This is a genomic window from Pseudomonas sp. X10 (assembly GCF_054889225.1).
Map to the genome: position 1 here is coordinate 4584804 of NZ_CM142677.1, position 25681 is coordinate 4610484.

The following is a 25681-nucleotide window of genomic DNA, read 5'->3' on the forward strand; positions in this document are numbered from 1 at the left end:
ACGACGATTCAGGAGGTCATTGGACATTACTGCAACGTACCGGCCTGCTTGCGGGTTGACGGAAACGACGCCCGTACGGACGCCAGCCCAACGCATACAGGTAGCACTGTGCGTGCTACCTGTAAACCGGGCGACCAACGGACAGCTTGCCAGCTTACTCGCTGGAGAGCAGGTCCATGGCGTGCTTGTCCATCATTTCCAGCGCACGACCGCCGCCACGGGCAACGCAGGTCAGCGGGTCTTCGGCGACGATCACCGGCAGGCCGGTTTCCTGGGCCAGCAGCTTGTCCAAGTCACGCAGCAGCGCGCCACCACCGGTCAGCACCAGGCCACGCTCGGCGATGTCCGAGGCCAGTTCCGGCGGCGACTGCTCCAAGGCGCTCTTGACCGCCTGGACGATAGTTGCCAGGGACTCCTGCAGGGCTTCGAGCACTTCGTTGGAGTTCAGGGTGAAGGCACGCGGCACGCCCTCGGCCAGGTTACGGCCACGGACATCGACTTCGCGAACTTCGCCGCCCGGGTAGGCGGTACCGATTTCCTGCTTGATGCGCTCGGCGGTGGACTCACCGATCAGGCTGCCGTAGTTACGGCGCACGTAGGTGACGATGGCTTCGTCGAAACGGTCGCCACCGACCCGCACGGACTCGGCATAGACCACGCCGTTCAAGGAGATCAGGGCGATCTCGGTGGTGCCGCCACCGATATCGACGACCATCGAGCCGCGGGCCTCTTCGACCGGCAGGCCGGCACCGATGGCGGCGGCCATCGGTTCTTCGATCAGGAACACTTCGCGGGCACCGGCGCCCAGCGCCGACTCACGGATGGCTCGGCGTTCGACCTGGGTCGACTTGCACGGCACGCAGATCAGCACACGAGGGCTGGGCTGCAGGAAGCTGTTTTCGTGTACCTTGTTGATGAAGTACTGCAACATTTTTTCACAAACGCTGAAGTCGGCGATCACGCCGTCCTTCATCGGACGAATGGCAGCAATGTTGCCGGGCGTACGGCCCAGCATACGCTTGGCTTCGGTACCGACTGCAACGACGCTTTTCTGGTTGCCGTGGGTACGGATGGCAACAACCGAGGGCTCATTCAGGACGATACCGCGCTCACGCACGTAAATAAGGGTGTTGGCAGTCCCCAGGTCGATGGAAAGATCGCTGGAAAACATGCCACGCAGTTTCTTGAACATGGGAAAGTGACCCTAGGCAACGCGTGGGTAAAAAAGTGCGGCAAACTCTAACAATGGCGGGGATTTTGGGCAAGGCGCCAATATGTTAAATTGGCAGTTTTTCCGAGCACGCCAGCAGATGATCGCGGCCGTATGACCGCCAGAACGCTGGCATGTTCCTCATCGCGGACCCATTCCGTTTTGTTTCCCCTGGAGATCCCCATGGCGCTTCAACGCTGCGACGTGGAAAAGATCGCCCATCTGGCCCGACTGGGCCTGGATGAAAGCGACTTGCCACGCATTACCGATGCCTTGAACAGTATTCTCGGGCTGGTCGACCAGATGCAGGCCGTCGACACCAGCGGTATCGAACCCCTGGCCCACCCCCTGGAGGCCAGCCAGCGCCTGCGCGCGGACGTGGTCACCGAAAGCAACCAGCGCGACGCCTACCAGGCCATCGCCCCAGCGACCGAGAACGGTCTGTACCTGGTTCCGAAAGTCATCGAGTAAGGGATAGAGACTGCCATGCATCAATTGACCCTGGCCGAGATCGCCCGCGGACTCGCCGACAAGTCGTTTTCCTCCGAGGAGCTGACCCGCGCCCTGCTGGCGCGCATCCAGCAACTCGACCCACAGATCAACAGTTTCATCAGCGTCACCGAAGAACTGGCCCTGGACCAGGCCCGCGCCGCCGACGCCCGCCGTGCCGCTGGCGAGACCGGTGCGCTGCTGGGTGCGCCGATCGCCCACAAGGACCTGTTCTGCACCCAAGGCGTGCGCACCAGCTGCGGCTCGAAGATGCTCGACAACTTCAAGGCGCCCTATGACGCCACCGTGGTTGCGCGCCTGGCCGAAGCCGGCATGGTCACCCTGGGCAAGACCAACATGGACGAGTTCGCTATGGGCTCGGCCAACGAGTCCAGCCACTACGGCCCCGTGAAGAACCCGTGGAACCTGGAGCACGTCCCGGGCGGCTCGTCCGGCGGTTCCGCCGCCGCCGTGGCCGCGCGCCTGTTGCCGGCCGCTACCGGCACCGACACCGGCGGCTCGATCCGCCAGCCAGCGGCACTGACCAACCTCACCGGCCTCAAGCCGACCTACGGCCGCGTTTCGCGCTGGGGCATGATCGCCTACGCCTCGAGCCTCGACCAGGGTGGCCCGATGGCCCGTACCGCCGAAGACTGCGCCCTGCTCCTGCAAGGCATGGCCGGCTTCGACGCCAAGGACTCCACCTGCATCGACGAGCCGGTGGCCGACTACAGCGCCAACCTGAACGCCTCGCTCGAAGGTCTGCGCATCGGCCTGCCGAAGGAATACTTCGGTGCCGGCCTCGACCCGCGCATCGCCGACCTGGTCCAGGCCAGCGTCAAGGAGCTGGAAAAGCTCGGCGCCGTGGTCAAGGAAATCAGCCTGCCGAATATGCAGCACGCGATCCCGGCCTACTACGTCATCGCCCCGGCGGAAGCCTCCTCGAACCTGTCGCGTTTCGACGGTGTGCGCTTCGGCTACCGCTGCGAGAACCCCAAGGACCTCACCGACCTGTACAAGCGCTCCCGTGGCGAAGGCTTCGGCACCGAGGTGCAACGCCGCATCATGGTCGGTACTTACGCCCTGTCGGCCGGCTACTACGACGCCTACTACCTGCAGGCGCAGAAGATCCGCCGCCTGATCAAGAACGACTTCATGGCCGCCTTCGACCAGGTCGACCTGATCCTCGGCCCGACCACGCCGAACCCGGCCTGGAAGCTCGGCGCCAAGAACAACGACCCGGTCGCCGCCTACCTGGAAGACGTCTACACCATCACCGCCAACCTGGCGGGCCTGCCGGGCCTGTCGATGCCGGCTGGTTTCGTCGAAGGCCTGCCGGTCGGCGTGCAACTGCTCGCCCCGTACTTCCAGGAAGGCCGCCTGCTCAATGTCGCGCACCGCTACCAGCAAGTAACCGACTGGCACACCCGCGCCCCCAACGGCTTCTGAGGAATTCACACATGCAATGGGAAGTTGTGATCGGGCTGGAGATTCATACCCAGCTCGCCACCCAGTCGAAGATTTTCTCTGGCAGCGCCACCACCTTCGGCTCCGAACCGAACACCCAGGCCAGCCTGGTCGACCTGGGCATGCCTGGCGTGCTGCCGGTGCTCAACCAGGAAGCCGTGCGCATGGCCTGCATGTTCGGCCTGGCGGTCAACGCCGAGATCGGCCAGCACAACGTGTTCGCACGCAAGAACTACTTCTACCCCGACCTGCCCAAGGGCTACCAGATCAGCCAGATGGAGCTGCCGATCGTCGGCAAGGGCCACCTGGACATCGCCCTGGAAGACGGCACCATCAAGCGCGTCGGCATCACCCGCGCGCACCTGGAAGAAGACGCCGGCAAGAGCCTGCATGAAGACTTCAGTGGCTCCACCGGCATCGACCTGAACCGCGCCGGTACCCCACTGCTGGAAATCGTCTCCGAACCGGACATGCGCAGCGCCAAGGAAGCGGTGGCCTACGTCAAGGCCATCCATGCCCTGGTGCGCTACCTGGGCATCTGCGACGGCAACATGGCCGAAGGTTCGCTGCGCTGCGACTGCAACGTCTCGATCCGGCCAAAGGGCCAGACCGAGTTCGGCACCCGCTGCGAGATCAAGAACGTCAACTCGTTCCGCTTCATCGAACGTGCGATCAACAGCGAAATCCAGCGCCAGATCGACCTGATCGAGGACGGTGGCAAGGTCATCCAGGAAACCCGCCTGTACGATCCGAACAAGGACGAGACCCGCTCCATGCGCAGCAAGGAGGAAGCCAACGACTACCGTTACTTCCCCGATCCCGACCTGCTGCCGGTGGTCATCGAGGACGCGTTCCTCGAAGCCACCCGCGCCAGCCTGCCGGAACTGCCGCCACAGAAGGTCGAACGCTTCCAGCGCCAGTACGGCCTGTCGGCCTATGACGCCAACGTCCTGGCCTCCAGCCGTGAACAGGCGGACTACTTCGAGCAGGTCGCCAGCATCGGCGGCGATGCCAAGCTGGCCGCCAACTGGGTCATGGTCGAGCTGGGCAGCCTGCTCAACAAGCTGGGCATCGAGATCGACCAAGCGCCGGTCAGCGCCGAGCAGCTCGGTGGCATGCTGCTGCGCATCCGCGACAACACCATCAGCGGCAAGATCGCCAAGGTGGTCTTCGAGGCTATGGCCGCCGGCGAGGGTGATGCCGACAGCATTATCGAGAGCCGTGGCCTGAAGCAGGTCACTGATACCGGCGCGATCGAGAAGGTGCTGGACGAAGTGCTGGCCGCCAACGCCGAGCAGGTCGAGCAGTACCGCGCCGCCGACGAGGCCAAGCGCGGCAAGATGTTCGGCTTCTTCGTCGGCCAGGCGATGAAGGCCTCCAAGGGCAAGGCTAACCCGCAGCAAGTGAACCAATTGCTCAAGGCCAAGCTCGAAGGGTAATCGCGGGGCATGCCGGCTCCCACAAGGTTCTGCGTCGAACACAGAACCGAGGTGGGCGCTGGCTTGCCAGCGAATGGACCGCGCAGCGGCCTCAATCGACTGGCATTAGGGCTTGCCGCCCCGCGACAAATCCACTCAGGAGCAACTGATTCGATGTGGCGTCTCCTCAGCGCCGTGGCGCTTCTCACCCTGCTGGCCGGTTGCGCCAGCCACGATATCGACCCCCGCGGCTACAACGCGACCGGCACCGCCTCCTGGTACGGTTCCCGCCATCATGGCAAACGCACCGCCAGCGGCGAGCGCTTCAACCAGAACGCCCTGACCGCCGCCCACCGCAGCCTGCCGTTCGGCAGCCGGGTGCTAGTGACCAACCTGGGCAACCAGCGCAGCGTAGTGGTACGCATCAATGACCGCGGCCCCCACACCCGTGGTCGCCTGATCGACCTGTCACGTGCCGCAGCGGAAAAAATCGGCATGATCCGTAGCGGAACGGCGCGCGTCCGGGTACAAGGTCTGAGCGACTGACCCTGACTCGGAGCGACAATCATTTTCGACCTGGCCACCCTCCCCACCTTCAGCCTCCTGCAACTGGCTTTCGGCCTACTGTTGCTGATCGGCGGCGCCGAATTACTGGTGCGCGCCGCCTTGCGCCTGGCCCTGCGCTTGCACGTCCGGCCGCTGATCATCGGCCTGAGCCTGGTGGCCTTCGGCAGCACCGCGCCGCAACTGACCGTCAGCCTGCAGGCGGCCTACCAGGGGGCACCCGACGTGGCCGTCGGCAGTGTGATCGGCAGCAATATCTTCAATGTACTGGTGATCCTCGGCCTGGCCGCGCTGATCATCCCCTTGCGCGTATCACGGCAACTGGTGCGGCTGGACATCCCCTTGATGATCCTGGCCAGCGCCTTGGTCTACCTGCTGGCCTTCACCGGCCACCTGGGACGCCTGGAGGGCGCACTGCTGTTACTCGGGCTGCTGGGCTACCTGGCAATCCTCTGGCACCAGTCACGCCACTATGCACGCACCTACCCTGCCCCCGAGCCGGTCACCGTTCGGGCCGGGCGCTTCTGGTTCGGCGCAGCGCTCCAAGTCCTGCTTGGCCTCGGCCTGCTGAGCCTGGGTGGGCACCTGCTGCTGGAGGCCGCCGTGGAAGTGGCCACAGACCTTGGCCTCTCGGAACGCATCATCGGCCTGACCGTGGTTGCCGTCTGCACCTCGCTGCCAGAATTGGCGGCGGCCCTGATCGCAGCCCTGCGTGGTGAGCGAGAAGTCGCCGTTGGCACAGTGATCGGCAGCAACCTGTTCAACCTGCTGGCGGTGCTAGGGCTGACTGCGCTAGTTGCACCAGAGCCGTTGTCGATCTCGCCCAACGCCCTGGACTTCGACCTGCCGGTGATGCTTGGCGTGGCCATCCTCAGCCTACCCGTGTTCTATTCCGGCTACCGTGTCACCCGCGCCGAAGGTCTGGTGTTCCTCTGCCTGTACCTGGCCTATGGTCTGCACGTGGTCGCGTTCACCACCGGCATGCCTCTGGCCGGCCGCCTGGAAAGACTCATGCTGTTCTACGCACTGCCAGTGCTCGGGGCACTGCTGCTCTATACGACCCTGCGTGCCTGGCGACGCCAACAATAAGGAGGAACGAGATGGGCAATACAACGAAAACTGGCGAACAGGTACGTCGTCAGGTCATGGGCGACACCTTCGTCGACCGGGCACTGAACAACGCCACCGAGTTCAGCCAGCCACTGCAGGACTTCGTCAACGAGCACGCCTGGGGCAGTGTCTGGAGCCGCGAGGGCTTGCCGTTGAAAACCCGCAGCCTGATCACCCTGGCAGCATTGACCGCGCTCAAGTGCCCACAAGAGCTCAAGGGCCACGTGCGCGGTGCTCTGAACAACGGTTGCACGGTCGAGGAGATCCGCGAAGCGCTGCTGCACTGCGCGGTCTATGCCGGGGTACCAGCGGCGATCGACGCCTTCCGTGCCGCCCAGGAAGTGATCGACAGCTACCAGGGCTGAACGCTCACCTCCCGCAACGCGGCCGTCAGTTGCTGACGGCCGCCGCTGCCTTGCCTTTCTTCTTCAGCCAGAACGCCACGCCCAGCGCGGCGATCCAGACTGGAATGAGCATCACGGAAATACGCACCGGTGGGGTCAGGTACATCACCACCAGGATCAAGCAGATGAAGGCCAGGCACAGGTAATTGGTAACCGGGTGGCCCCAACTGCGGTAGAACGGGACCTGCCCCTCCGCCATCTTGGCACGGCGGAACTTCAGGTGAGTAATGCTGATGCTTGCCCAGTTGATGACCAGCGCCGACACCGCCAGGGCCATCAACAGTCCGAAGGCCTCGCCGGGCATCAGGTAGTTGATCACCACGCACAACCCGGTCGCCAGGGCCGATACACCCAGGGCCACCAGCGGCACGCCGCGGCGACTGACCTTGAGCAGCTTCCTGGGCGCATCGCCCTGGCTGGCCAGGCCGAACAGCATGCGGCTGTTGCAATACACGCAGCTGTTGTACACCGACAGCGCCGCCGTCAGCACCACGACATTGAGCACGGTGGCCACCAGGTTGCTGTCCAGGTTGTGGAAGATCATGACGAAGGGGCTGCCGCCCTGCACCACCTTCTGCCAGGGATAGAGCGACAGCAGTACGGCCAGCGCGCCGATGTAGAAGATCAGGATCCGGTAGACCACCTGGTTGGTCGCCCGTGGAATGCTCTTGCGCGGGTTGTCCGCTTCGGCTGCGGTAATGCCCACCAGCTCCAGGCCACCGAAGGAGAACATGATCACCGCCATGGCCATTACCAAGCCGGTGATACCGTTGGGGAAGAAACCACCGAACTGCCAGAGGTTGGCGATATCGGCGTCAGGACCACCGCTGCCGCTGGCCAGCAGATAGGCGCCAAAACCGATCATGCTGACGATGGCGACCACCTTGACCAGGGCGAACCAGAACTCCAGCTCGCCATAGACTTTCACCTGAGTGAGGTTGATCAGGTTGATCGCCACGAAGAAGATCGCCGCTGTGGCCCAGGTCGGGAAGTCTGGCCACCAGTACTGCACATAGATGCCCACGGCCGTCAGCTCGGCCATGCCCACCAGCACGTAGACCACCCAGTAGTTCCAACCCGAGACGAAGCCGGCGAATTCGCTCCAGTAGCGGTGGGCGAAGTGACTGAAACTGCCGGCGACCGGCTCCTCGACCACCATTTCGCCTAGCTGGCGCATGATAAAGAAAGCCATCAGGCCAGCAACGGCATAGCCCAGCAATACCGCCGGCCCCGCCAGTTGGATGGTCTGGGCGATCCCCAGGAACAGCCCGGTGCCGATGGCCCCACCTAGCGCGATGAGCTGGATGTGGCGGTTTTTCAACCCGCGCTGCAAGCGCTCGGGCGTGCTCTGGTCTTGCATGAAGTGTCCTTAAGTCAGGAGACAGTGTTGTTTGCAGTGAGGATCTAGATCCATCCGCCCCACTGCAAGAAGAAGATTCCGATATTCGTGGTGATCGCTGCCGCCAACGTGGTGATGACAATGATCGAAGCCGCCAACTCATGGTTGCCATTGGCTGCACGGGCCATGACATAGCTGGCCGCTGCCGTCGGGCTGCCGATGTACAGGAATAGAATGCCCAGCTCCGCTCCACGGAACCCACAGAGCCAGGCCCCCAGCGTGCCCAGCAGCGGCAGCCAGACCATCTTCACCAGGCTCGCGCTGATTGCCAGGCGCCCGCTGTCCCGCAATGCGGCCAGGGACAGGGTGCCACCAATGCAGATCAGCGCCAGCGGCAACGTCATCTGCGCCAGGTAATCGCTGGAGGTGAGCAGCCAGTTGGGCAACGGCACCTGCCCATAAGCCAGGGGAGTGGCCACCAACACGCTGATGATCAGCGGGTTGCTCAGGATACTCTTGCAGATGCTCCAGGGGTCGGACTTCAGGTTCGGGCTGTACACCGCCAGGACCACCACCGAGAGCGAGTTGTACATCAGGATCACCAGCCCGGCCAGCACCGCCCCCAGGGAAATGCCGTAGTCACCGTACAGGCTTGCCGCCAGGGCCAGGCCGATCACGCCGTTGTTGCCGCGAAAACCGCCCTGGGTATAGATGCCACGGTCCTCAGGCGGGCAACGCCAGATGGCGAAACCCCAGGCCATGACGAAGCCCAGCAGCGTGGCAACGATGAAGTACAGGATGACGCCGGGCTTGACCGCGGCGGAAAGGTCGGCGTGGTAGATGCCGAGAAATAGCAGGGCCGGCATGCAGACGTTGAACACCAGCGATGACGCGACATGGATGAAACCGTCGTCGATCAACCTGATGCGCTTGAGCAATACGCCCATGAACAGCATGGCGAAGACTGGTGCCGTGATGTTCAGTGTCTGGATGAGCAGGGCGAGCATTACACGCGATCCGAAGTTGCCGTTAGGGCGCTAATGATACTGCAGGATCGGGCAAGCCCGCTCAGTAATGCTGTTCACTTATTTGGTTTGGAGCCGCTGCGCGCCCTAGCGCGACACAAGGCCGCGCCCAAAACCCATGTAGGAACGGCCTTGTGTCGCGATGGGCTGCGTAGCAGACCCAACTGTAGAGACCTTCGAACCGCCTCAGCGCCGCACTGGCCGCTTCTGCAATTTGCGCTGCAAGGTCCGCCGATGCATGCCCAGCGCCCGCGCGGTGGCAGAAATATTGCCTTCATGCTCGGCCAGCACGCGCTGGATGTGCTCCCACTGCAGGCGATCCACCGACATGGGGTTTTCCGGCACCAGGCTGTCCAGGTCGGCGTGTTCGGAGAACAGCGCCGCCAGTACGTCGTCGGCATCGGCCGGCTTGCACAGGTAGTTGCAGGCGCCTCGCTTGATCGCCTCGACAGCGGTGGCGATGCTCGAGTAACCGGTGAGGATCACCACGCGCATCTCCGGGTCCAGCTCCAGCAGCTTGGGCAGCAGGACCAGGCCTGAATCACCCTCCATCTTCAGGTCGAGGGTGGCGTAGTCCGGCACATCCTGCTGGGCCAGCACCAACCCCTCCTCGGCGGAAGAAGCCGTGCTGACGCGGAAGCCGCGTCGGCTCATGGCCCGGGCCATGACCCGGGTAAAGGTGGCGTCATCGTCCACCAGCAACAGATGCGGCAGCTCTTCGCTTTCGACCTGGTTTTCTTCGCTCATCGTTCATCTCCTCGCGAGCCGTGGGGCAGGCGCAGTTCGGTCAGGGTGCCACCCTGCTCATGACTATAGAGTTTCACCGAACCACCTGCACGGGTCACGCTGGCCTTGCTCAGGAAAAGGCCCAGGCCGAAGCCTTTGCCCTTGGTGGTAAAGAAGGGTTTGCCGATCGACTCGGCGATGGCCACCGGCACACCGGGGCCATGATCGCGGATACTGATGACGATGTCCTGGTCGTCCCAGTCCAGGCGTACCTCCAAATCGTCAGGACAGGCATCGGCGGCGTTGTTCAGCAAGTTCAACAGGGCCTGGGTGAGGTCCGGCGGCGGCGCCAGGCGCGGCACCGTGCCCTGCCCCAAGCGCTGGAAACGGTAGCTGGTTTCCGGACGCATCAAGTGCCAGCGGTTGAGCGCTTCGTCGAGCCAGGCGGTGACATCCTGCTCCAGCACCGCCATGCGCCGGTTCGCCTCGGCGGCACGCACCAGTTGCTGCAGGGTTTCCTTGCACAGCTTGACCTGATCCTGGAGCACCGCCAGGTCCTCCTGCAACTGCGGGTCGGTATGCTCGCTACGCATCTCATTGAGCAGCACGCTCATGGTCGCCAGCGGCGTACCCAGCTCATGGGCAGCACCGGCGGCCTGGGTGGCCACGGCCAGCAACTGCTCGTCACGCAACCCCTCCTCCCGGCGCTCGGCGCGTAGTTGCTCCTGACGCCGCAACTCCTCGGCCATGCGTGCAGCAAAGAACGTGATCACGGCAGCCGCCAGGGCGATACTCAGCCACATGCCGTAGACCTGCATCTTGTCCCGGGCCATGGGCAGGGCCTCGAGCGGGTAGAACTGCACCAGCAGCAGGCTATAGGCGGCCAGGGCAATGCCCGACAACACCAGGGAATAGACCCAGGGCAACGTCACTGCGGCAATCGCCAGCGGCACCAGGTAATAGGACACGAAGGGGTTGGTCGAGCCGCCCGAGTAGTACAGCAAGGCGCTGTGGATCAACAGGTCGCAGGCCAGCTGGAAGGCATATTCCAGTTCGGTGACCGGCAACGACAGGCGCAGGCGCAGGGCCGTAAAGGCGCACAGCAGCGAAGACAGCACCAGGGTCAGCACCAAGGCGAGCCAGGGCAGCGGCAGCAGTTCGGTCCAGTAGGCCACTCCCACCGAGCCGGCCTGGGCGGCCAGAACCAAGATGCGAATGAAGGTCAGGCGCCAGAGATTCTGGCGAGTAGCGGACAGCGGATGTTCAGCGGCGAGCATGAGCTCTCCTGATGAGTGCTCCAGAGATCGACCGGAGTATACCGAAGCTATAGGCATCACTGCAGCGATGCGGCAAAGCGCCACACTTTCTTGCACGTCCATGATGGCCTTTTTGAACCCAGCTACACTGTGCCGGTCTTATGGGCCATGCGTGGAAGGGATGGCCTGTCTCCACGCCCCATCGCCAAGGAGCCATACATGCAAATCCCCCGTCACAGCGCTGCCGTGATCCTGTCCTGTGGCCTGCTGGCCAGCCTGCCCGCGCAGGCAGCCGACGAGCCACGCTACAACCAGGTGTCACTGCGTGCCGAAGTCAGCAAGGAGGTCGCGCGCGACCTGATGGTCGTGACCCTGTACAGCGAAGCGCAGAATACCGACCCGGGCAAACTCGCCAAGCAGATCACCGAAACCATGAACAAGGCCGTGCAGCAGGCACGCCAGGTCCAGGACGTGAAGATCAGCCAAGGCAGCCGCAACAGCTATCCGATCTATGACAGCAAGGGCCAGAAGATCACTGGCTGGCGGGAGCGCGCCGAACTGCGCCTGGAAAGCGCCGACTTCCCGGCCCTGTCCAAGCTGACTGGCGAGTTGCTGCAGGACCTGAAAATGGGCGGCATGAACTTTTCCATCGCCCCGACCACGCGCAAGGCCAGCGAAGATGAGCTGCTCAAGGACGCGGTCAATGCCTTCAAGGCACGCGCCCAATTGGCAACCGAGGCCCTGGGTGGCAAGGGCTACAAAGTAGTCAGCCTGAACCTCAACAGCAGCGGCTATCCACGTCCTTACCTGCGCAGCGCCCCAATGGCCATGAAAGCCATGGGAGCCGACGAGGCAGCCCCGGCTCCGGACATCGAAGCCGGCACCAGCGAAGTCAGCATGAATGCCGACGGCCTGATCGAAGTGCAGATGCCCTGATCGGCTACACCTGCATGGTCAGCTCTCGCTGACCATGCTTTGCGACTTTTCCCACGCACCATTTCCGTGCATCCGCCCTCTTTCCCCGCCGCTGAATATCCCCGAAATAGCGCATTTTAGCTGGTCGCAAACGTTCAACTTCTAAAAAAGTTACAAAGATGCGACATCCATGTACGTCAGTACCACAATTTTGACGCCAGATATCCTCCTGACTGTTGCATTGGGAACGGCCCCTGCATTAGTATCCGCAGGTCGGCTCAAAAGGCCGCCCTCAATCAAAAAATGACAAAAATGAGGCCACCATGCTCAAACACGCAGTCATTCCGTTCCTGCTCGGCGCAGGTTTGCTCGCCAGCGCTCCTTCCGCCTTAGCCGCCACCAACCTGGTGTTCTGCTCGGAAGGCAGTCCCGCCGGCTTCGACCCAGGCCAGTACACCACCGGAACAGACTTCGATGCCTCAGCCGAGACGATCTTCAACCGCCTGAGCCAGTTCGAGCGTGGCGGCACCGCAGTTACCCCGGGCCTGGCGACCAGCTGGGACGTTTCCGAGGATGGCCTGACCTACACTTTCCACCTTCGTGAAGGCGTCAAGTTCCATACCACCGACTTCTTCAAGCCCACCCGCGAATTCAACGCCGACGACGTCCTGTTCACCTTCAACCGGATGCTCGACAAGGACATGCCGTTCCGTAAGGCGTACCCGACCGAGTTCCCGTATTTCACCGACATGGGCATGGACAAGAACATCGCCAAGATCGAGAAAGTCGACGAGCACACGGTCAAGTTCACCCTCAAGGGCGTCGACGCTGCGTTCATCCAGAACATGGCCATGAGCTTCGCCTCCATCCAGTCCGCCGAATACGCCGAGCAGTTGCTCAAGCAGGGCAAGCCCGCCGATATCAACCAGAAGCCGATCGGTACCGGACCGTTCGTGTTCAGCAAGTACCAGAAGGACGCGCAGATCCGCTACAAAGGCAACAAGGACTACTGGAAACCCGAGGACGTGAAGATCGACAACCTGATCTTCGCCATCACCACCGATGCCTCTGTGCGCATGCAGAAGCTGAAGAAGAACGAGTGCCAGGTCACCCTGTTCCCACGTCCGGCCGACATCAAGCCGCTGAAGGCCGACCCGAAGCTGAAGATGCCTGACCAGCCCGGCTTCAACCTCGGCTACATCGCCTACAACGTGATGGACAAGATCAAAGACAGCAATGAACCCAACCCCATGGCCGATCTGAAGGTACGCCAGGCGCTGGACATGGCGGTGAACAAACAGCAGATCATCGACTCGGTCTACCAGGGTGCCGGCCAGTTGGCAGTCAACGCCATGCCACCGACCCAGTGGTCCTATGACGAGACCATCAAGGATACGGCCTACGATCCCGAAAAGGCCAAAGCCTTGCTCAAGGAGGCCGGCGTCAAGGAAGGCACCGAGATCACCCTCTGGGCCATGCCGGTACAACGCCCCTACAACCCCAATGCCAAGCTGATGGCCGAGATGCTGCAGTCCGACTGGGCCAAGATCGGCATCAAGGCCAAGATCGTCAGCTACGAATGGGGCGAATACATCAAGCGCTCCAAAGGCGGCGAGAACGGCGCCATGCTGATCGGCTGGAGCGGCGACAATGGTGACCCGGACAACTGGCTAGGCACCCTGTTCGGCTGTGATGCCATTGCCGGCAACAACTTCTCCAAATGGTGCTACAAGCCGTTCGACGACCTGATCCAGCAAGCCAAGGCCACCCCGGACCAGGCCAAACGCACCGAGCTGTATAAACAGGCTCAACACATCCTCAAGGACCAGGTGCCGATGACCCCCATCGCCCACTCCACGGTCTATCAGCCGATGAGCAAGTCCGTGCAGGACTTCAAGATCAGCCCCTTTGGCCTGAACTCTTTCTACGGCGTGAGCGTGAGCAAATAAGGACTCGGCCTACCGCCCCGAGGGCCTGTATGGCACGACGGGGCGGCGGCATGCCCTGATGGTCTGTAGGACGTGAGGAAATTTCCTTCTCGATCGACAGATCAACCCTGCACAACCAGAAGAAATTGTACCTATCGGTGTTCTCCCGGCGCTCGTACCGTCGGGGCCTGACACTGTCGGCGCAATTCGTATGGCTGTGCGCCAATGGCTCTCACCACAAGGACACGTTATGCGCCACACCACCGTACTTTCCGCTCTACTCGGGCTCGGCCTGCTGGCCCAAGTCCCTCACAGCCTGGCCAAGAACCTGGTGTTCTGCTCCGAAGGCAGCCCGGCGGGTTTCGATACCGCGCAATACACCAGCGCCACCGACAACGACGTCGCCGAACCGATCTATAACCGCCTGGTGGAATTCGAGCGCGGCGGCACCACCGTGCTGCCGGCCCTGGCGACGGACTGGCAAGTCTCCGATGACGGCCTGAGCTACACCTTCCAGCTGCGTGAAGGGGTCAAATTCCACGCCAACAAGGACTTCACCCCCAGCCGCGACTTCAATGCCGACGACGTGTTGTTCACCTTCCAGCGCATGCTCGACAAGGGCCACCCGTTCCGCCAGGCCTACCCCACCGAGTTCCCTTACTTCATCAGCATGGGCTTGGACAAGAACATCGCCCGCGTGGAAAAGACCGGCCCGCTGACCGTGGTCTTCACCCTCAACAGCATCGATGCTGCCTTCATCCAGAACCTGGCCATGAGCTTCGCCTCCATCCTCTCGGCCGAGTATGCCGACTACCTGATGACCAGCGGCCGCCCTAGCGACATCAACCAGAAGCCCATCGGCACCGGCCCGTTCGTGTTCCAGCGCTACCAGAAGGATTCGCAGGTCCGCTTCAAGGGCAACAAGGACTACTGGGCCCCCGAGCAGGTGAAGATCGACAACCTGATTTTCTCGATCAACACCGACCCTTCCGTGCGTATCCAGAAGCTGCGCAAGAACGAATGCCAGGTCACCCTGCATCCGCGTCCGGCCGACGTACCGGCGCTCAAGAAGGACCCGAAGATCCAGGTGATGGAACAGCCCGGATTCAACCTCGGCTACATCGCCTACAACACCCAGCACGCACCCTTTGACCAATTGCAGGTGCGTCAGGCCATGGACATGGCAGTGAACAAGCAGGCGATCATCCAGGCGGTCTATCAGGAGTCCGGGCAATTGGCCGTCAATGCCATGCCTCCGACCCAGTGGTCCTACGACGACAGCATCAAGGACGCCGGCTACGACCCGGACAAGGCACGCCAACTACTCAAGTCCGCCGGGGTCAAGGAAGGCACCGAGGTCACCCTGTGGGCCATGCCGGTACAGCGCCCCTATAACCCCAACGCCAAGCTGATGGCCGAGATGCTGCAATCCGACTGGAGCAAGCTCGGCCTCAAGGTCCGGATCGTCAGCTACGAGTGGGGGGAATACCTCAAGCGCATGAAAGACGGCGAACATGACATCGCCCTGATTGGCTGGACTGGCGACAACGGCGACCCGGACAACTGGCTGGGCACGCTCTACAACTGCGACGCCATTGGCAGCAACAACTATGCCCTGTGGTGCGACCCGCAGTACGACGCCCTGGTCAAGAAAGCCAAGACCGTCACCGACCGCGAGCAGCGTACCCAGCTCTATCAACAGGCCCAACAGCGGCTCAAGCAGCAGGTGCCGATCACCCCGGTCGCCCACTCGACGGTCAACCAACCGCTCAGTGCCAAGGTCGAGGGTTTCAAGGTGAGCCCCTTCGGGCGTAACAACTTCTCCGGCGTCAGCACCGACTAACCCTGCCCCGTGAGACCGGGAGTGCACCCCACTCCCGCAGCCCCGTGCAGGCCGAATTTGCCCGCAAGCCCCGAGGCAAACGTTTGCAAAACCTGTGTCACCAGCAACACGTCTAAGCCCACAAGGCCTGGCGATAACTAGAAAAAAGAAAGGGAGCTTTTATCTTGAGACGAACCAAAACCGCAGTATTGGCTTTATCCCTCAGTGGATTGTCCACCCTGGCCCTGGCCGAACCCGCCAGCCAGGACTTCGTTCCGCTCACGGTCAAGTCAGGCAGTGCCCAGGACGAGGCCCAGGGCTTCTTCGAAGGCCAGAGCCTGTCGGGGTCGACGCGCAACTGGTACGCCCGCGAACGCGCCACCCGCGCGCCGCTCTGGAAGTACTACAAGAGCGACGGCAGCCGTCACGACACCCATAGCCGTGACAACTGGGTACAGGGCACCATCCTCAACTACAGCTCGGGCTTCACCGAAGGCACGATCGGCTTCGCCACTGAAGTCGCCGCCTACAACGCCATCGCCCTGGAACAAGGCCGCGCCGCGATCGCCGGCCCCAACAACCGCACCCTGACCCACAGTGACGGCGATCCGGTCGGCCAGTGGAGCAAGGCGGGCCTGGCCAACATCAAGGCACGTATCTCCAACACCACCCTGACCGTCGGCCGCCAGTCCCTCGACACGCCGATGATCGCCTACATCGGCAACCGCGCCCTGCCCTCTAGCTTCCAGGGCGTGAGCCTGCACAGCGCCGAGTTCGACAACCTGTCGTTCGACCTGGGCACCTTCGACCGTGTCTCGCCGCGTACCGAACAGAGTCTGAGCAAGTTCCGCAGCGAATACGGCGCCACCGGCGTGGAAACCGACCGAGCCAGTACCGTCGGGGTCAACTACCAACCGCTCAAAAGCCTGACCACCAGCCTGTACGCCACCAAGGTCGAGGACTTCTGGAACCAGTATTACTTCGGCGCCAACCACGTGCTGGGTGACAGCGCGGTACTGAGCCTGACCACGGGCCTGAACTACTACAAGACCGTGGACGAAGGCAGCAAGAAGATGGGCAATATCGACAACGATACCTACAGCCTGTCGTTCGGCCTGACCCACCAGGCCCACTCGCTGACCGCCTCCTGGCAGCAGGTCAACGGTAACGAGTACTTCGACTACCTGCACGAGACCAACGGCATCTACCTGGCCAACTCGCTGCTGTCGGACTTCAACGGCCCCAACGAGAAATCCCTGCAGATTTCCTACGTGCTGAACATGGCGCCATACGGTGTGCCAGGCCTGAAGTTCAACCTCTACAACGCTCGCGGCTGGGGCATCGACGGCACCCACTATCGCGGCACCGCCTACGACGTCAGTGGCATGGACGGCGAGACCCACTACGAGTGGGGCATCGGCACCAGCTATGCGGTGCAGAGCGGCCCGTTGAGAGACACCAGCATCCGCGCCACCTACACCGCCCACCGGGCGAGCAAGGCGCAGGCTGATGGCAGCCTCGACGAACTGCGTATCGTCACCACCATTCCGTTCAACATCCTCTGACCCGCGTGCGCCACGGCCAGCCCTCGCCGGCCGTGGCAGCTACGCTGGTGAAACCGACAGCAGGGAGGTTCCATGAAATCGCTACCGCTACGGGCTGCCCTGGCAGCCCTGTTGTTGAGCTCGGCGGCAGGCCTTTCGGCCAAGCCGCTGGTGGTCTGCACCGAAGCCAGCCCTGAAGGCTTCGACATCGTCCAGTACACCACTGCGGTGACCGCCGATGCCGCGGCCGAAACCCTGTTCAACCGCCTGGTCGACTTCAAGCCCGGCACCACTGAAATCCAGCCGGCCCTGGCCGAACGCTGGGACATCAGCCCCGACGGCCTGACCTACACCTTTCACCTACGCGAAGGCGTGAAGTTCCACACCACCGACTACTTCACCCCAACCCGCGAGCTGAATGCCGACGACGTTCTGTGGAGCTTCCGCCGTCAACTGGACCCGAACCACCCCTGGCATGACAAGACCAGCGTCGGCTACCCCTATTTCGAAAGCATGGCCTTCAAGGACCTGCTCAAGTCAGTCGAGAAGCTCGACGACCACACCGTAGTGTTCACCCTGACCCGTCCGGAAGCGCCCTTCCTACGTGACCTGGCCATGGCCTTCACCTCGATCTATTCCGCCGAGTACGGCGACCAGTTGCTCAAGGCTGGCAAGACTGCCCAACTCAACAGCAAGCCTATCGGCACCGGCCCGTTCATCTTCCAGCGCTACAACAAGGACGCCCAAGTCCGCTACAAGCCCAACCCGGACTACTTCCGCGGCAAGCCGCCAGCCGATGCGCTGATCTTCGCCATCTCCACCGACAACAACGTGCGCCTGCAAAAGCTGCGCGCCAACGAATGCCAGATCGCCCTCTATCCCAAGCCCGACGACGTACCGGCCATCAAGGCCGACCCCAAGCTCAAGGTCGCCGAAATGGAAGCCCTGGTCACCGGCTACATCGCCTTCAACACCGAGCACAAGTACCTGAGCGATGTTCGCGTGCGCAAGGCGATCAACATGGCCTTCGACCGCCAGACCCACGTCGACCAGCTATTCGGCAAGGGCAATGCCCTGGTTGGCGTCAATCCCTATCCACCGACCATGATCGGCTTCAACACCGAGAACAAGAACCCGCCCCGCGACTTGGACAAGGCCCGTGCCCTGCTCAAGGAAGCCGGGGTGCCGGAAGGCGCGGTGCTGACCCTGTTCACCCGCAACGGGGGCGGCCCGACCAACCCCAACCCACGGCTCAGCGCAGAGATGCTCCAGGCCGACCTGCGGCAGATCGGCCTGAAGCTGGATATCCGCATCATGGAATGGGCCGAGATGCTGCGCCGCGCCAAGAACGGCGAGGCCGACATGGTCTCCACCGGCTGGGCCGGCGACAACGGCGACCCGGACAACTTCCTCAGTCCGCTGCTCAGTTGCGATGCGGCCAAGAGCGGCGAGAACTATGCGCGCTGGTGCAACCCGAAATTCCAGGCACTGATCACCCAGGCCCGTCAGGTCATCGACAACGACGAGCGCGCAAGGCTCTATAGCGAGGCTCTGGCGGTGTACGATGACGACCAACCCTGGATCAGCATGGCCCATCCGAAAATGTTCACGGCCATGCGCGAGAACGTGGAGGGTTATCACATCAACCCTCTGACCAATAACAACTTCGCCACTACCCGGGTGAAGTAGAACAAGAACGATCGCCGGAGCCCACGAAGGCCCCGGCGGCATTGCCTTGACCGGCTGATGAGGTACACCAGACGATGTTTAGTTTTATTGCCCGGCGCTTGGGATTGTTGATCCCGACATTCTTCGGCATCACCTTGCTGACCTTTGCGCTCATACGGCTGATCCCGGGTGACCCGGTGGAAGTGATGATGGGCGAACGCAGGGTCGACCCGGAAATGCACGCCCAGGCCATGGAGCGCCTGGGCCTGAACAAGCCCCTGCCACAACAGTACCTGGACTACGTCGGCAAGCTCGCCCAAGGCGACCTCGGCGAATCCCTGCGCACACGCGAAAGCGTCTGGAACGAGTTTCTCACCCTGTTCCCCGCCACCCTGGAGTTGGCCTTGGCCGCGCTGCTGTTCGCCGGTGTGGTCGGCCTGCTGGCCGGTGTGATCGCCGCGCTCAAGCGCGGATCGCTGTTCGACCACGGGGTTGATGGGCATATCCCTGGCCGGGTACTCCATGCCGATCTTCTGGTGGGGTCTGATCCTGATCATGTTCTTCTCGGTGAGCCTGGGCTGGACCCCCGTCTCCGGGCGGATCGACCTGCTCTACGACATCGAGCCGAAGACCGGCCTGATGCTCATCGACACCCTGCTCAGCGATGAGGAAGGCGCCTTCAAGGACGCAGTGATGCACCTGATCCTGCCGGCCATCGTGCTGGGCACTATCCCCTTGGCGGTAATCGCACGCATGACCCGCTCCTCGATGCTCGAGGTACTGCGCGAAGACTACATCCGCACCGCTCGTGCCAAGGGCCTGTCGCCCGCCCGCGTAGTCTTCATCCACGGCCTGCGCAACGCGCTGATCCCGGTGCTGACGGTGTTCGGCCTGCAGGTCGGCACCCTGCTGGCCGGTGCCGTGCTGACCGAAACCATCTTTTCCTGGCCGGGCATCGGCAAGTGGCTGATCGAAGCCATCGGTGCCCGCGACTACCCCGTGGTACAGAACGGCATCTTGCTGATTGCCTGCCTGGTGATCCTGGTCAACTTCGTCGTGGACATCCTCTACGGCCTGGCCAACCCACGCATCCGTCACCAGCGCTGAGGTCCTCGCCATGACTAGCCCGATTCCAAATACCGTAACCTCGGCCACCCCAGCCAACCCTGTCGACCAGAGCCTGCTCTACCCCTCGCCGTACAAGGAGTTCTGGCAGGCCTTCTCGCGCAACAAGGGTGCCGTGGCCGGCCTGTTGTTCATGTGCCTGGTGGTCTTCTGCGCGCTGTTCGCCCCCTGGGTCGCGCCCCACGACCCCAGCGAGCAGTACCGCGAATTCCTGCTGACCCCGCCGGTCTGGCTGGAAGGCGGTAACTGGCAATTCATCCTCGGTACCGACGAGCTTGGCCGCGATCTGCTGTCACGGCTGATCCAGGGAGCCCGCCTGTCACTGCTGATCGGCCTGTCGTCGGTGGTGATGTCGCTGATCCCAGGGATCCTGCTGGGCCTGCTGGCCGGTTTCTTCCCGCGCATCCTCGGCCCCTCGATCATGCGCCTGATGGACGTGATGCTCGCCCTGCCATCGCTGCTGCTGGCCGTGGCCATCGTGGCCATCCTCGGCCCAGGCCTGATCAACACCGTGATCGCCATCGCCATCGTCTCGCTGCCGTCCTACGTGCGCCTGACCCGCGCCGCAGTGATGGGCGAGCTGAACCGCGACTACGTCACCGCTGCGCGCCTGGCCGGTGCCAGCCTGCCCCGCCTGATGTTCGTTACCGTGCTACCCAACTGCATGGCGCCGTTGATCGTCCAGGCGACCCTGAGCTTCTCCTCGGCGATCCTCGACGCCGCGGCCCTGGGCTTCCTCGGCCTCGGCGTCCAACCGCCGACCCCCGAGTGGGGCACCATGCTGGCCTCGGCCCGTGACTACATCGAACGCGCCTGGTGGGTGGTGAGCCTGCCCGGCCTGACCATTTTGCTCAGCGTGCTGGCAATCAACCTGATGGGCGACGGGCTGCGCGATGCGCTGGACCCGAAACTCAAGAACGCCGCCTGAGGAGACCGCCATGTCACTGTTGCAGATCAACAACCTGAATGTGCGCTTTGGCGACGCCAACGCCGTCCCTGTGGTCGACGGCCTGGACCTGGCCGTCGACGCGGGCGAGATCCTGGCGATCGTCGGCGAATCCGGCTCGGGCAAATCGGTCACCATGATGGCCCTGATGGGCCTGATCGACGCCCCTGGGCGCATCACCGCCGATACCCTGGCCTTCGATGGCATCGACATGCTCAAGCTCAGCGGCCGCCAACGCCGCAAGGTGGTGGGCAAGGACATCGCCATGGTCTTCCAGGACCCGATGACCGCGCTCAACCCCAGCTACACCGTGGGCTACCAGATCGAGGAAGTGCTGCGCCAGCACCTGGGCCTGAAGGGCAAGGCTGCACGCCAGCGGGCCCTGGAGCTGCTGAAGAAGGTCGAGATCCCAGCCCCCGAAAGCCGCCTGGACGCCTATCCGCACCAACTCTCCGGCGGTATGAGCCAGCGCGTGGCCATTGCCATGGCCATTGCCGGCGAGCCCAAGCTGCTGATCGCTGACGAACCCACCACTGCCCTGGACGTGACCATCCAGGCGCAGATCATGGAATTGCTGGTCAACCTGCAGAAAGAGCAGAACATGGCCCTGATCCTGATCACCCATGACCTGGCCGTGGTGGCCGAGACGGCCAAACGGGTGTGCGTGATGTACGCCGGGCAGGCCGTGGAGGTCGGCCAGGTGCCGGAACTGTTCGATGTACCCGCCCATCCTTACAGCGAAGCCTTGCTCGCGGCGATCCCGGAACACAGCATCGGCGCCGAGCGCCTGGCCACCCTGCCCGGCATCGTCCCCGGCCGCTACGACCGGCCCGAGGGCTGCCTGCTGTCGCCGCGCTGCCCGTATGTCCAGGACAACTGTCGCCGCCAGCGTCCGCCCCTAGATCCCCAGGCCCATGGCCTGGTGCGTTGCTTCTACCCGTTGAACCAGGAGGTGGCGTGATGACTGTCGTTCTTTCCGCCCGTGAACTGACCCGCCATTACGAAGTCTCCCGCGGCCTGTTCAAGGGCCATGCACTGGTGCGCGCCCTCAATGGCGTGTCGTTCGAACTGGAGGCCGGCAAGACCCTCGCCGTGGTCGGCGAGTCCGGCTGCGGCAAGTCCACCCTGGCCCGCGCCCTGACCCTGATCGAGGAGCCATCTTCGGGCTCTTTGCAAATCGCTGGCCAGGAGGTCAAGGGTGCCGACAAGGCCCAGCGCAAGCAGTTGCGCCGCGATGTGCAGATGGTATTCCAAAGCCCCTATGCCTCCCTCAATCCCCGACAGAAGATCGGTGACCAGCTGGCTGAGCCGCTGCTGATCAACACCTCGCTGAGCAAGGCCGAGCGCCGTGACAAGGTGCAGAAGATGATGCAGCAGGTCGGCCTGCGCCCCGAGCACTACCAGCGCTACCCGCACATGTTCTCCGGCGGCCAGCGCCAGCGCATCGCCCTGGCCCGGGCGATGATGCTGCAACCGAAGGTACTGGTGGCGGACGAGCCGACCTCGGCCCTGGACGTATCGATCCAGGCCCAGGTGCTCAACCTGTTCATGGACCTGCAGAAGGAGTTCAACACAGCCTACGTGTTCATCTCCCACAACCTGGCCGTGGTACGCCACGTTGCCGATCATGTGCTGGTGATGTACCTAGGTCGCCCGGCGGAGATGGGGCCGAAGGAAGATATCTACGAAAAACCCCTGCACCCATACACCCAAGCGCTGCTCTCGGCGACCCCGGCGATCCACCCGGACCCGCTGAAGCCGAAGATCCGCATCACCGGTGAACTGCCTAACCCGCTCAGCCCACCGGATGGCTGCGCCTTCCACAAGCGCTGCCCCTATGCCACCGAGCGCTGCACCAAGGAAGTACCAGCGTTGCGGCAGGTGAGTACACGGCAGGTGGCGTGTCACTATGCGGAGCAGTTTCTCTAGATCGCTGTAGCCGCCATAGCAGACAAGCCCGCGCCTACAAATCCACAATCTGTAGGCGCAGGCTTGCCTGCGATAGGGTCAGCAGCGAGCCATCCTCAACCTTGTCACCACAGACCGGGCCAAGGCACTATCAGTGCCATGAGCCCGATCCTCCTCCCCGACGGCCCGGAACAGACCCCGGCCACCGCCGACACCGTGCTGCGCTATCACCTGTGCTGGAAGCATCGCGACCTGGACGGGGTGATGGCGCTGTACCATCCGGATATCCAGTACCACGATTTTTTCCAGAACCGCGTGCTCGGCTATGACCAGTTGCGCGAGTACGTGCGCGCTTGCCTGCCCCATGTAGCCGGCGAGGACATCGTTCACAACGACCGCATCCGCGTCGATGGTTGCACCGCCTTCATCCAGTACCAAGTCACGGTCCAAGGCGGTGACGGGCTGGCGGCCTTCGAATCCAGTGAAGCCATCACCGTAAAGGACAGCCTGGTCTGGCGAGTCAAGGAATACGCCACCCTGGTACGCCAAGGCAGCCCAGGCAACCGGCAATCCAGCCTGCGCCCAGCCACCAGCCGCCTGGGCCTGTCACCACGGCAGCTGAGCACCATGGCCCAAGACCTGGAGCACTACTTCCAGCGCCAGCGCCCCTACCTCGACCCCGAGCTGGACCTGCAACGGGTCGCCAAAGAGAGCGGCTACAGCCGCAACCAGATTTCCTACCTGCTCAATCAGGTGCTCGGCCAGAGCTTCTACCGCTACGTCAACCAGGCACGCTTGCAGCATCTTCTGGCCGGGCTGGACACCAGCAGCGCCAGCGCGCCCATCGACGAGCTGGCTTTCGATGCCGGTTTCAACTCGCTGTCGGCCTTCTATAAGTGTTTCCGCGAACACACCGGGCTCTCGCCCAAAGCCTATGTAAAGCAGATTTCTCTGCGTGCACGCACGTAAGACAGCCAGCCCAACAGCCCACTAGCATCGCTCCCAGCCATTGAACAGATGTGGGAGCAGTACCCGATGCAAGCTTGGCGCACGATCAGCCTGTGGATGGACCAGCTCGACGAGCCACTCGAGGCACGCCCTGCCCTCGGGCAGGACCTAGACGTCGATGTGTGCATCATCGGCGCCGGCTACACCGGCCTTTGGACCGCCTACTACCTCAAGCGCCAGGCACCGCACCTGCGCATTGCCATCCTTGAGGCCAACATCGCCGGTTTCGGTGCCTCCGGACGCAATGGCGGCTGGCTGATGGGCAACCTGCTCGGCGAGGACCGCCTGCTCGCCACTCTTTCTCCCCGGCAGCGCCGGGACAGCATCGACCTCCTGCATGCGATCCCTGACGAAGTCCAGACCGTGCTGCAACGCGAAGGGATCGACTGCGACTACCGTAAGGGTGGCGTGATCTACTGCGCCGCCCGCTATCCGGAGCAGGAGCGTAGCCTGCGCGCCTACCTGGACGACCTCTACCGCCAGGGCATGAACGAAGACGACTATCGCTGGCTGAAGCCAGAACAACTGGCCGGACAGCTACGGGTCAGCAATGCCTATGGGGCGATCTTCAGCCCCAATGTCGCCACCATCCAACCTGCCAAGCTGGTCCGTGGCTTGGCCCGGGTGGTCGAAGGCATGGGCGTGCCGATCCATGAGCGCACCCCGGCCATCGACTGGCGTCCGGGCGAGGTGCGCACACCGCAAGCGACGGTACGCTGCCAGTGGGTCGTGCCAGCGGTGGAAGGCTATGCCGCCAGCCTGCCACCGCTGGGGCGCCACCAATTACCGGTGCAAAGCCTGCTGGTGGCCACCGAGCCGCTGCCGGAATCCGCCTGGGAGCAGATCGGCCTGGACCAGGGCCAGGCCTTCAGCGAAGGCAGCCGCCAGGTCACCTATGGCCAACGCACCACCGACAACCGCTTGGTCTTCGGCGCCCGCGGCGGCTACCGCTTCGGTGGCCGCCTGCGCGAGGACTTCAACCTCGATGAGGCCGAGATCGAACTGCGCCGTTACCTGTTCGGCGAACTCTTCCCACACCTGAAGAACGTGCGCATCACCCATTCCTGGGGCGGCAACCTGGGCATGGCCCGTCGTTTCCAGCCGCATATGCTCTGCGATCGCCAACGTAGCATCGCTCTCTCCGGCGGCTATGGCGGCGAAGGGGTCGGCGCCACCAACCTGGGCGGACGCACCCTGGCGGCACTGATCCTCGGCCAGCAAAACGAACTGACCGCCCAACCCTGGGTACACGACAACCGCCCGCTGTCGAGCCTGGCCAGCTGGCCACCGGAGCCCTGCCGTTGGCTGGGATACAACGCGATCATCCAGAGCTTCGTCCATGAAGACCGCACCCTTGCCAACCCGGCCAGCGCCCCCTGGCGCCGCCGCCTGGCCAGTCGCGTGGCGGACTTCATGGAGGGCTTCATGCACTGACCACGAGTTCACCCATCACAGGACCCACCGGTATGAGCATCACCCAGTTCAAACACACCGACAGCGCCATCCTGGAGTACTCCAATCCGGTTGCCGTGCCACTTGGCGAACCGGTCGCCGTGACCTCGGTCACTTGCGTCGAACGCAGCGACGGCGTGGAAACCGGCATCTGGGAGTGCACCCCAGGGCGCTGGCGGCGGCAGATCGTGCAACAGGAGTTCTGCCATTTCATCAAGGGCCGCTGCACCTTCACCCCCGAGAGTGGCGAGCCCATCCATATAGAAGCCGGCGATGCCCTGATGCTGCCGGCCAACAGCACTGGCACTTGGGATATCCAAGAGACCGTGCGCAAGACCTACGTGTTGATTTTCTGAT

At 63.1% G+C, this 25681-nt stretch carries 22 protein-coding genes and 1 pseudogene; 18 read left to right on the forward strand and 5 right to left on the reverse strand.

What is annotated here, in order from left to right; all coding sequences use genetic code 11:
• Positions 1-154: 154 nt before the first annotated feature.
• On the reverse strand, positions 155-1192 hold the full coding sequence (mreB, locus tag ACYU03_RS20915; protein WP_003255163.1) for a rod shape-determining protein MreB: 1038 nt from the start codon (positions 1190-1192) through the stop codon (positions 155-157).
• 201 nt (positions 1193-1393) lie between these two features.
• Here mreB and gatC point away from each other — a divergent pair, with 201 nt between their 5' ends.
• From gatC to ACYU03_RS20945, 6 genes are all read left to right on the forward strand, one after another.
• Complete coding sequence (gene gatC / locus ACYU03_RS20920; protein ID WP_461886534.1) at positions 1394-1681, forward strand: Asp-tRNA(Asn)/Glu-tRNA(Gln) amidotransferase subunit GatC; 288 nt, start codon at positions 1394-1396, stop codon at positions 1679-1681.
• 15 nt (positions 1682-1696) lie between these two features.
• Positions 1697-3148: an Asp-tRNA(Asn)/Glu-tRNA(Gln) amidotransferase subunit GatA gene (gatA, locus tag ACYU03_RS20925; protein WP_461886535.1), complete on the forward strand. Its 1452-nt coding sequence runs from the start codon at positions 1697-1699 to the stop codon at positions 3146-3148.
• An 11-nt stretch (positions 3149-3159) separates the two neighbouring features.
• Positions 3160-4605 (forward strand): Asp-tRNA(Asn)/Glu-tRNA(Gln) amidotransferase subunit GatB, encoded by a 1446-nt coding sequence (gene gatB / locus ACYU03_RS20930; protein ID WP_461886536.1) that lies wholly within the window; start codon positions 3160-3162, stop codon positions 4603-4605.
• Between the two features lie 153 nt (positions 4606-4758).
• Positions 4759-5130, forward strand: coding sequence for a septal ring lytic transglycosylase RlpA family protein (locus ACYU03_RS20935; RefSeq protein ID WP_461886537.1), 372 nt, complete (start codon positions 4759-4761; stop codon positions 5128-5130).
• 63 nt (positions 5131-5193) lie between these two features.
• Positions 5194-6237, forward strand: a complete 1044-nt coding sequence (locus tag ACYU03_RS20940) for a calcium/sodium antiporter (protein ID WP_461891515.1) — start codon at positions 5194-5196, stop codon at positions 6235-6237.
• A gap of 11 nt (positions 6238-6248) precedes the next feature.
• Complete coding sequence (locus ACYU03_RS20945; RefSeq protein WP_461886538.1) at positions 6249-6623, forward strand: carboxymuconolactone decarboxylase family protein; 375 nt, start codon at positions 6249-6251, stop codon at positions 6621-6623.
• Positions 6624-6648: 25 nt separating this feature from the next.
• Here ACYU03_RS20945 and ACYU03_RS20950 read toward each other — a convergent pair whose 3' ends face one another.
• The 4 genes from ACYU03_RS20950 to ACYU03_RS20965 all read right to left on the reverse strand — a co-directional run bounded on the left by ACYU03_RS20950 (position 6649) and on the right by ACYU03_RS20965 (position 11029).
• Positions 6649-8022 (reverse strand): amino acid permease, encoded by a 1374-nt coding sequence (locus tag ACYU03_RS20950; protein WP_461886539.1) that lies wholly within the window; start codon positions 8020-8022, stop codon positions 6649-6651.
• Between the two features lie 44 nt (positions 8023-8066).
• Positions 8067-9008 (reverse strand): AEC family transporter, encoded by a 942-nt coding sequence (locus ACYU03_RS20955; protein ID WP_461886540.1) that lies wholly within the window; start codon positions 9006-9008, stop codon positions 8067-8069.
• A 204-nt stretch (positions 9009-9212) separates the two neighbouring features.
• Positions 9213-9773 (reverse strand): response regulator transcription factor, encoded by a 561-nt coding sequence (locus tag ACYU03_RS20960; RefSeq protein ID WP_461886541.1) that lies wholly within the window; start codon positions 9771-9773, stop codon positions 9213-9215.
• On the reverse strand, positions 9770-11029 hold the full coding sequence (locus tag ACYU03_RS20965) for an ATP-binding protein (protein ID WP_461886542.1): 1260 nt from the start codon (positions 11027-11029) through the stop codon (positions 9770-9772). Before ACYU03_RS20965 ends, ACYU03_RS20960 begins: the two co-directional genes overlap by 4 nt.
• Positions 11030-11227: 198 nt before the next feature.
• Between ACYU03_RS20965 and ACYU03_RS20970 the strand changes: the two genes are divergently transcribed.
• The 12 genes and pseudogenes from ACYU03_RS20970 (at position 11228) to ACYU03_RS21025 (ending at position 25680) form a co-directional block, all read left to right on the forward strand.
• On the forward strand, positions 11228-11944 hold the full coding sequence (locus tag ACYU03_RS20970; RefSeq protein ID WP_461886543.1) for an SIMPL domain-containing protein: 717 nt from the start codon (positions 11228-11230) through the stop codon (positions 11942-11944).
• A 302-nt stretch (positions 11945-12246) separates the two neighbouring features.
• A complete protein-coding gene (locus ACYU03_RS20975; protein ID WP_461886544.1) occupies positions 12247-13872 on the forward strand; it encodes an ABC transporter substrate-binding protein in 1626 nt (541 codons plus the stop codon).
• Between the two features lie 229 nt (positions 13873-14101).
• Positions 14102-15694 (forward strand): ABC transporter substrate-binding protein, encoded by a 1593-nt coding sequence (locus ACYU03_RS20980; protein ID WP_461886545.1) that lies wholly within the window; start codon positions 14102-14104, stop codon positions 15692-15694.
• A 164-nt stretch (positions 15695-15858) separates the two neighbouring features.
• Complete coding sequence (locus ACYU03_RS20985) at positions 15859-17238, forward strand: OprD family porin (protein ID WP_461886546.1); 1380 nt, start codon at positions 15859-15861, stop codon at positions 17236-17238.
• A gap of 72 nt (positions 17239-17310) precedes the next feature.
• Positions 17311-18906: an ABC transporter substrate-binding protein gene (locus ACYU03_RS20990; protein WP_461886547.1), complete on the forward strand. Its 1596-nt coding sequence runs from the start codon at positions 17311-17313 to the stop codon at positions 18904-18906.
• A gap of 74 nt (positions 18907-18980) precedes the next feature.
• Positions 18981-19992, forward strand: a pseudogene (locus tag ACYU03_RS20995) (ABC transporter permease subunit).
• Between the two features lie 10 nt (positions 19993-20002).
• Positions 20003-20938: an ABC transporter permease subunit gene (locus tag ACYU03_RS21000; RefSeq protein WP_461886548.1), complete on the forward strand. Its 936-nt coding sequence runs from the start codon at positions 20003-20005 to the stop codon at positions 20936-20938.
• A gap of 10 nt (positions 20939-20948) precedes the next feature.
• The gene (locus ACYU03_RS21005; protein ID WP_461886549.1) at positions 20949-21917 is read left to right on the forward strand and encodes an ABC transporter ATP-binding protein; all 969 of its coding nucleotides are present in this window, start codon (positions 20949-20951) and stop codon (positions 21915-21917) included.
• The gene (locus ACYU03_RS21010; RefSeq protein ID WP_461886550.1) at positions 21917-22885 is read left to right on the forward strand and encodes a peptide ABC transporter ATP-binding protein; all 969 of its coding nucleotides are present in this window, start codon (positions 21917-21919) and stop codon (positions 22883-22885) included. Before ACYU03_RS21005 ends, ACYU03_RS21010 begins: the two co-directional genes overlap by 1 nt.
• Positions 22886-23023: 138 nt before the next feature.
• On the forward strand, positions 23024-23833 hold the full coding sequence (locus ACYU03_RS21015; protein WP_461886551.1) for an AraC family transcriptional regulator: 810 nt from the start codon (positions 23024-23026) through the stop codon (positions 23831-23833).
• 66 nt (positions 23834-23899) lie between these two features.
• Positions 23900-25306, forward strand: coding sequence for an NAD(P)/FAD-dependent oxidoreductase (locus tag ACYU03_RS21020; RefSeq protein ID WP_461886552.1), 1407 nt, complete (start codon positions 23900-23902; stop codon positions 25304-25306).
• Between the two features lie 32 nt (positions 25307-25338).
• Positions 25339-25680 carry a cupin domain-containing protein gene (locus tag ACYU03_RS21025; RefSeq protein WP_461886553.1) on the forward strand — a complete coding sequence of 114 codons (342 nt, stop codon included), beginning with the start codon at positions 25339-25341 and terminating at the stop codon, positions 25678-25680.
• The last annotated feature ends 1 nt before the right edge of the window (position 25681 follow it).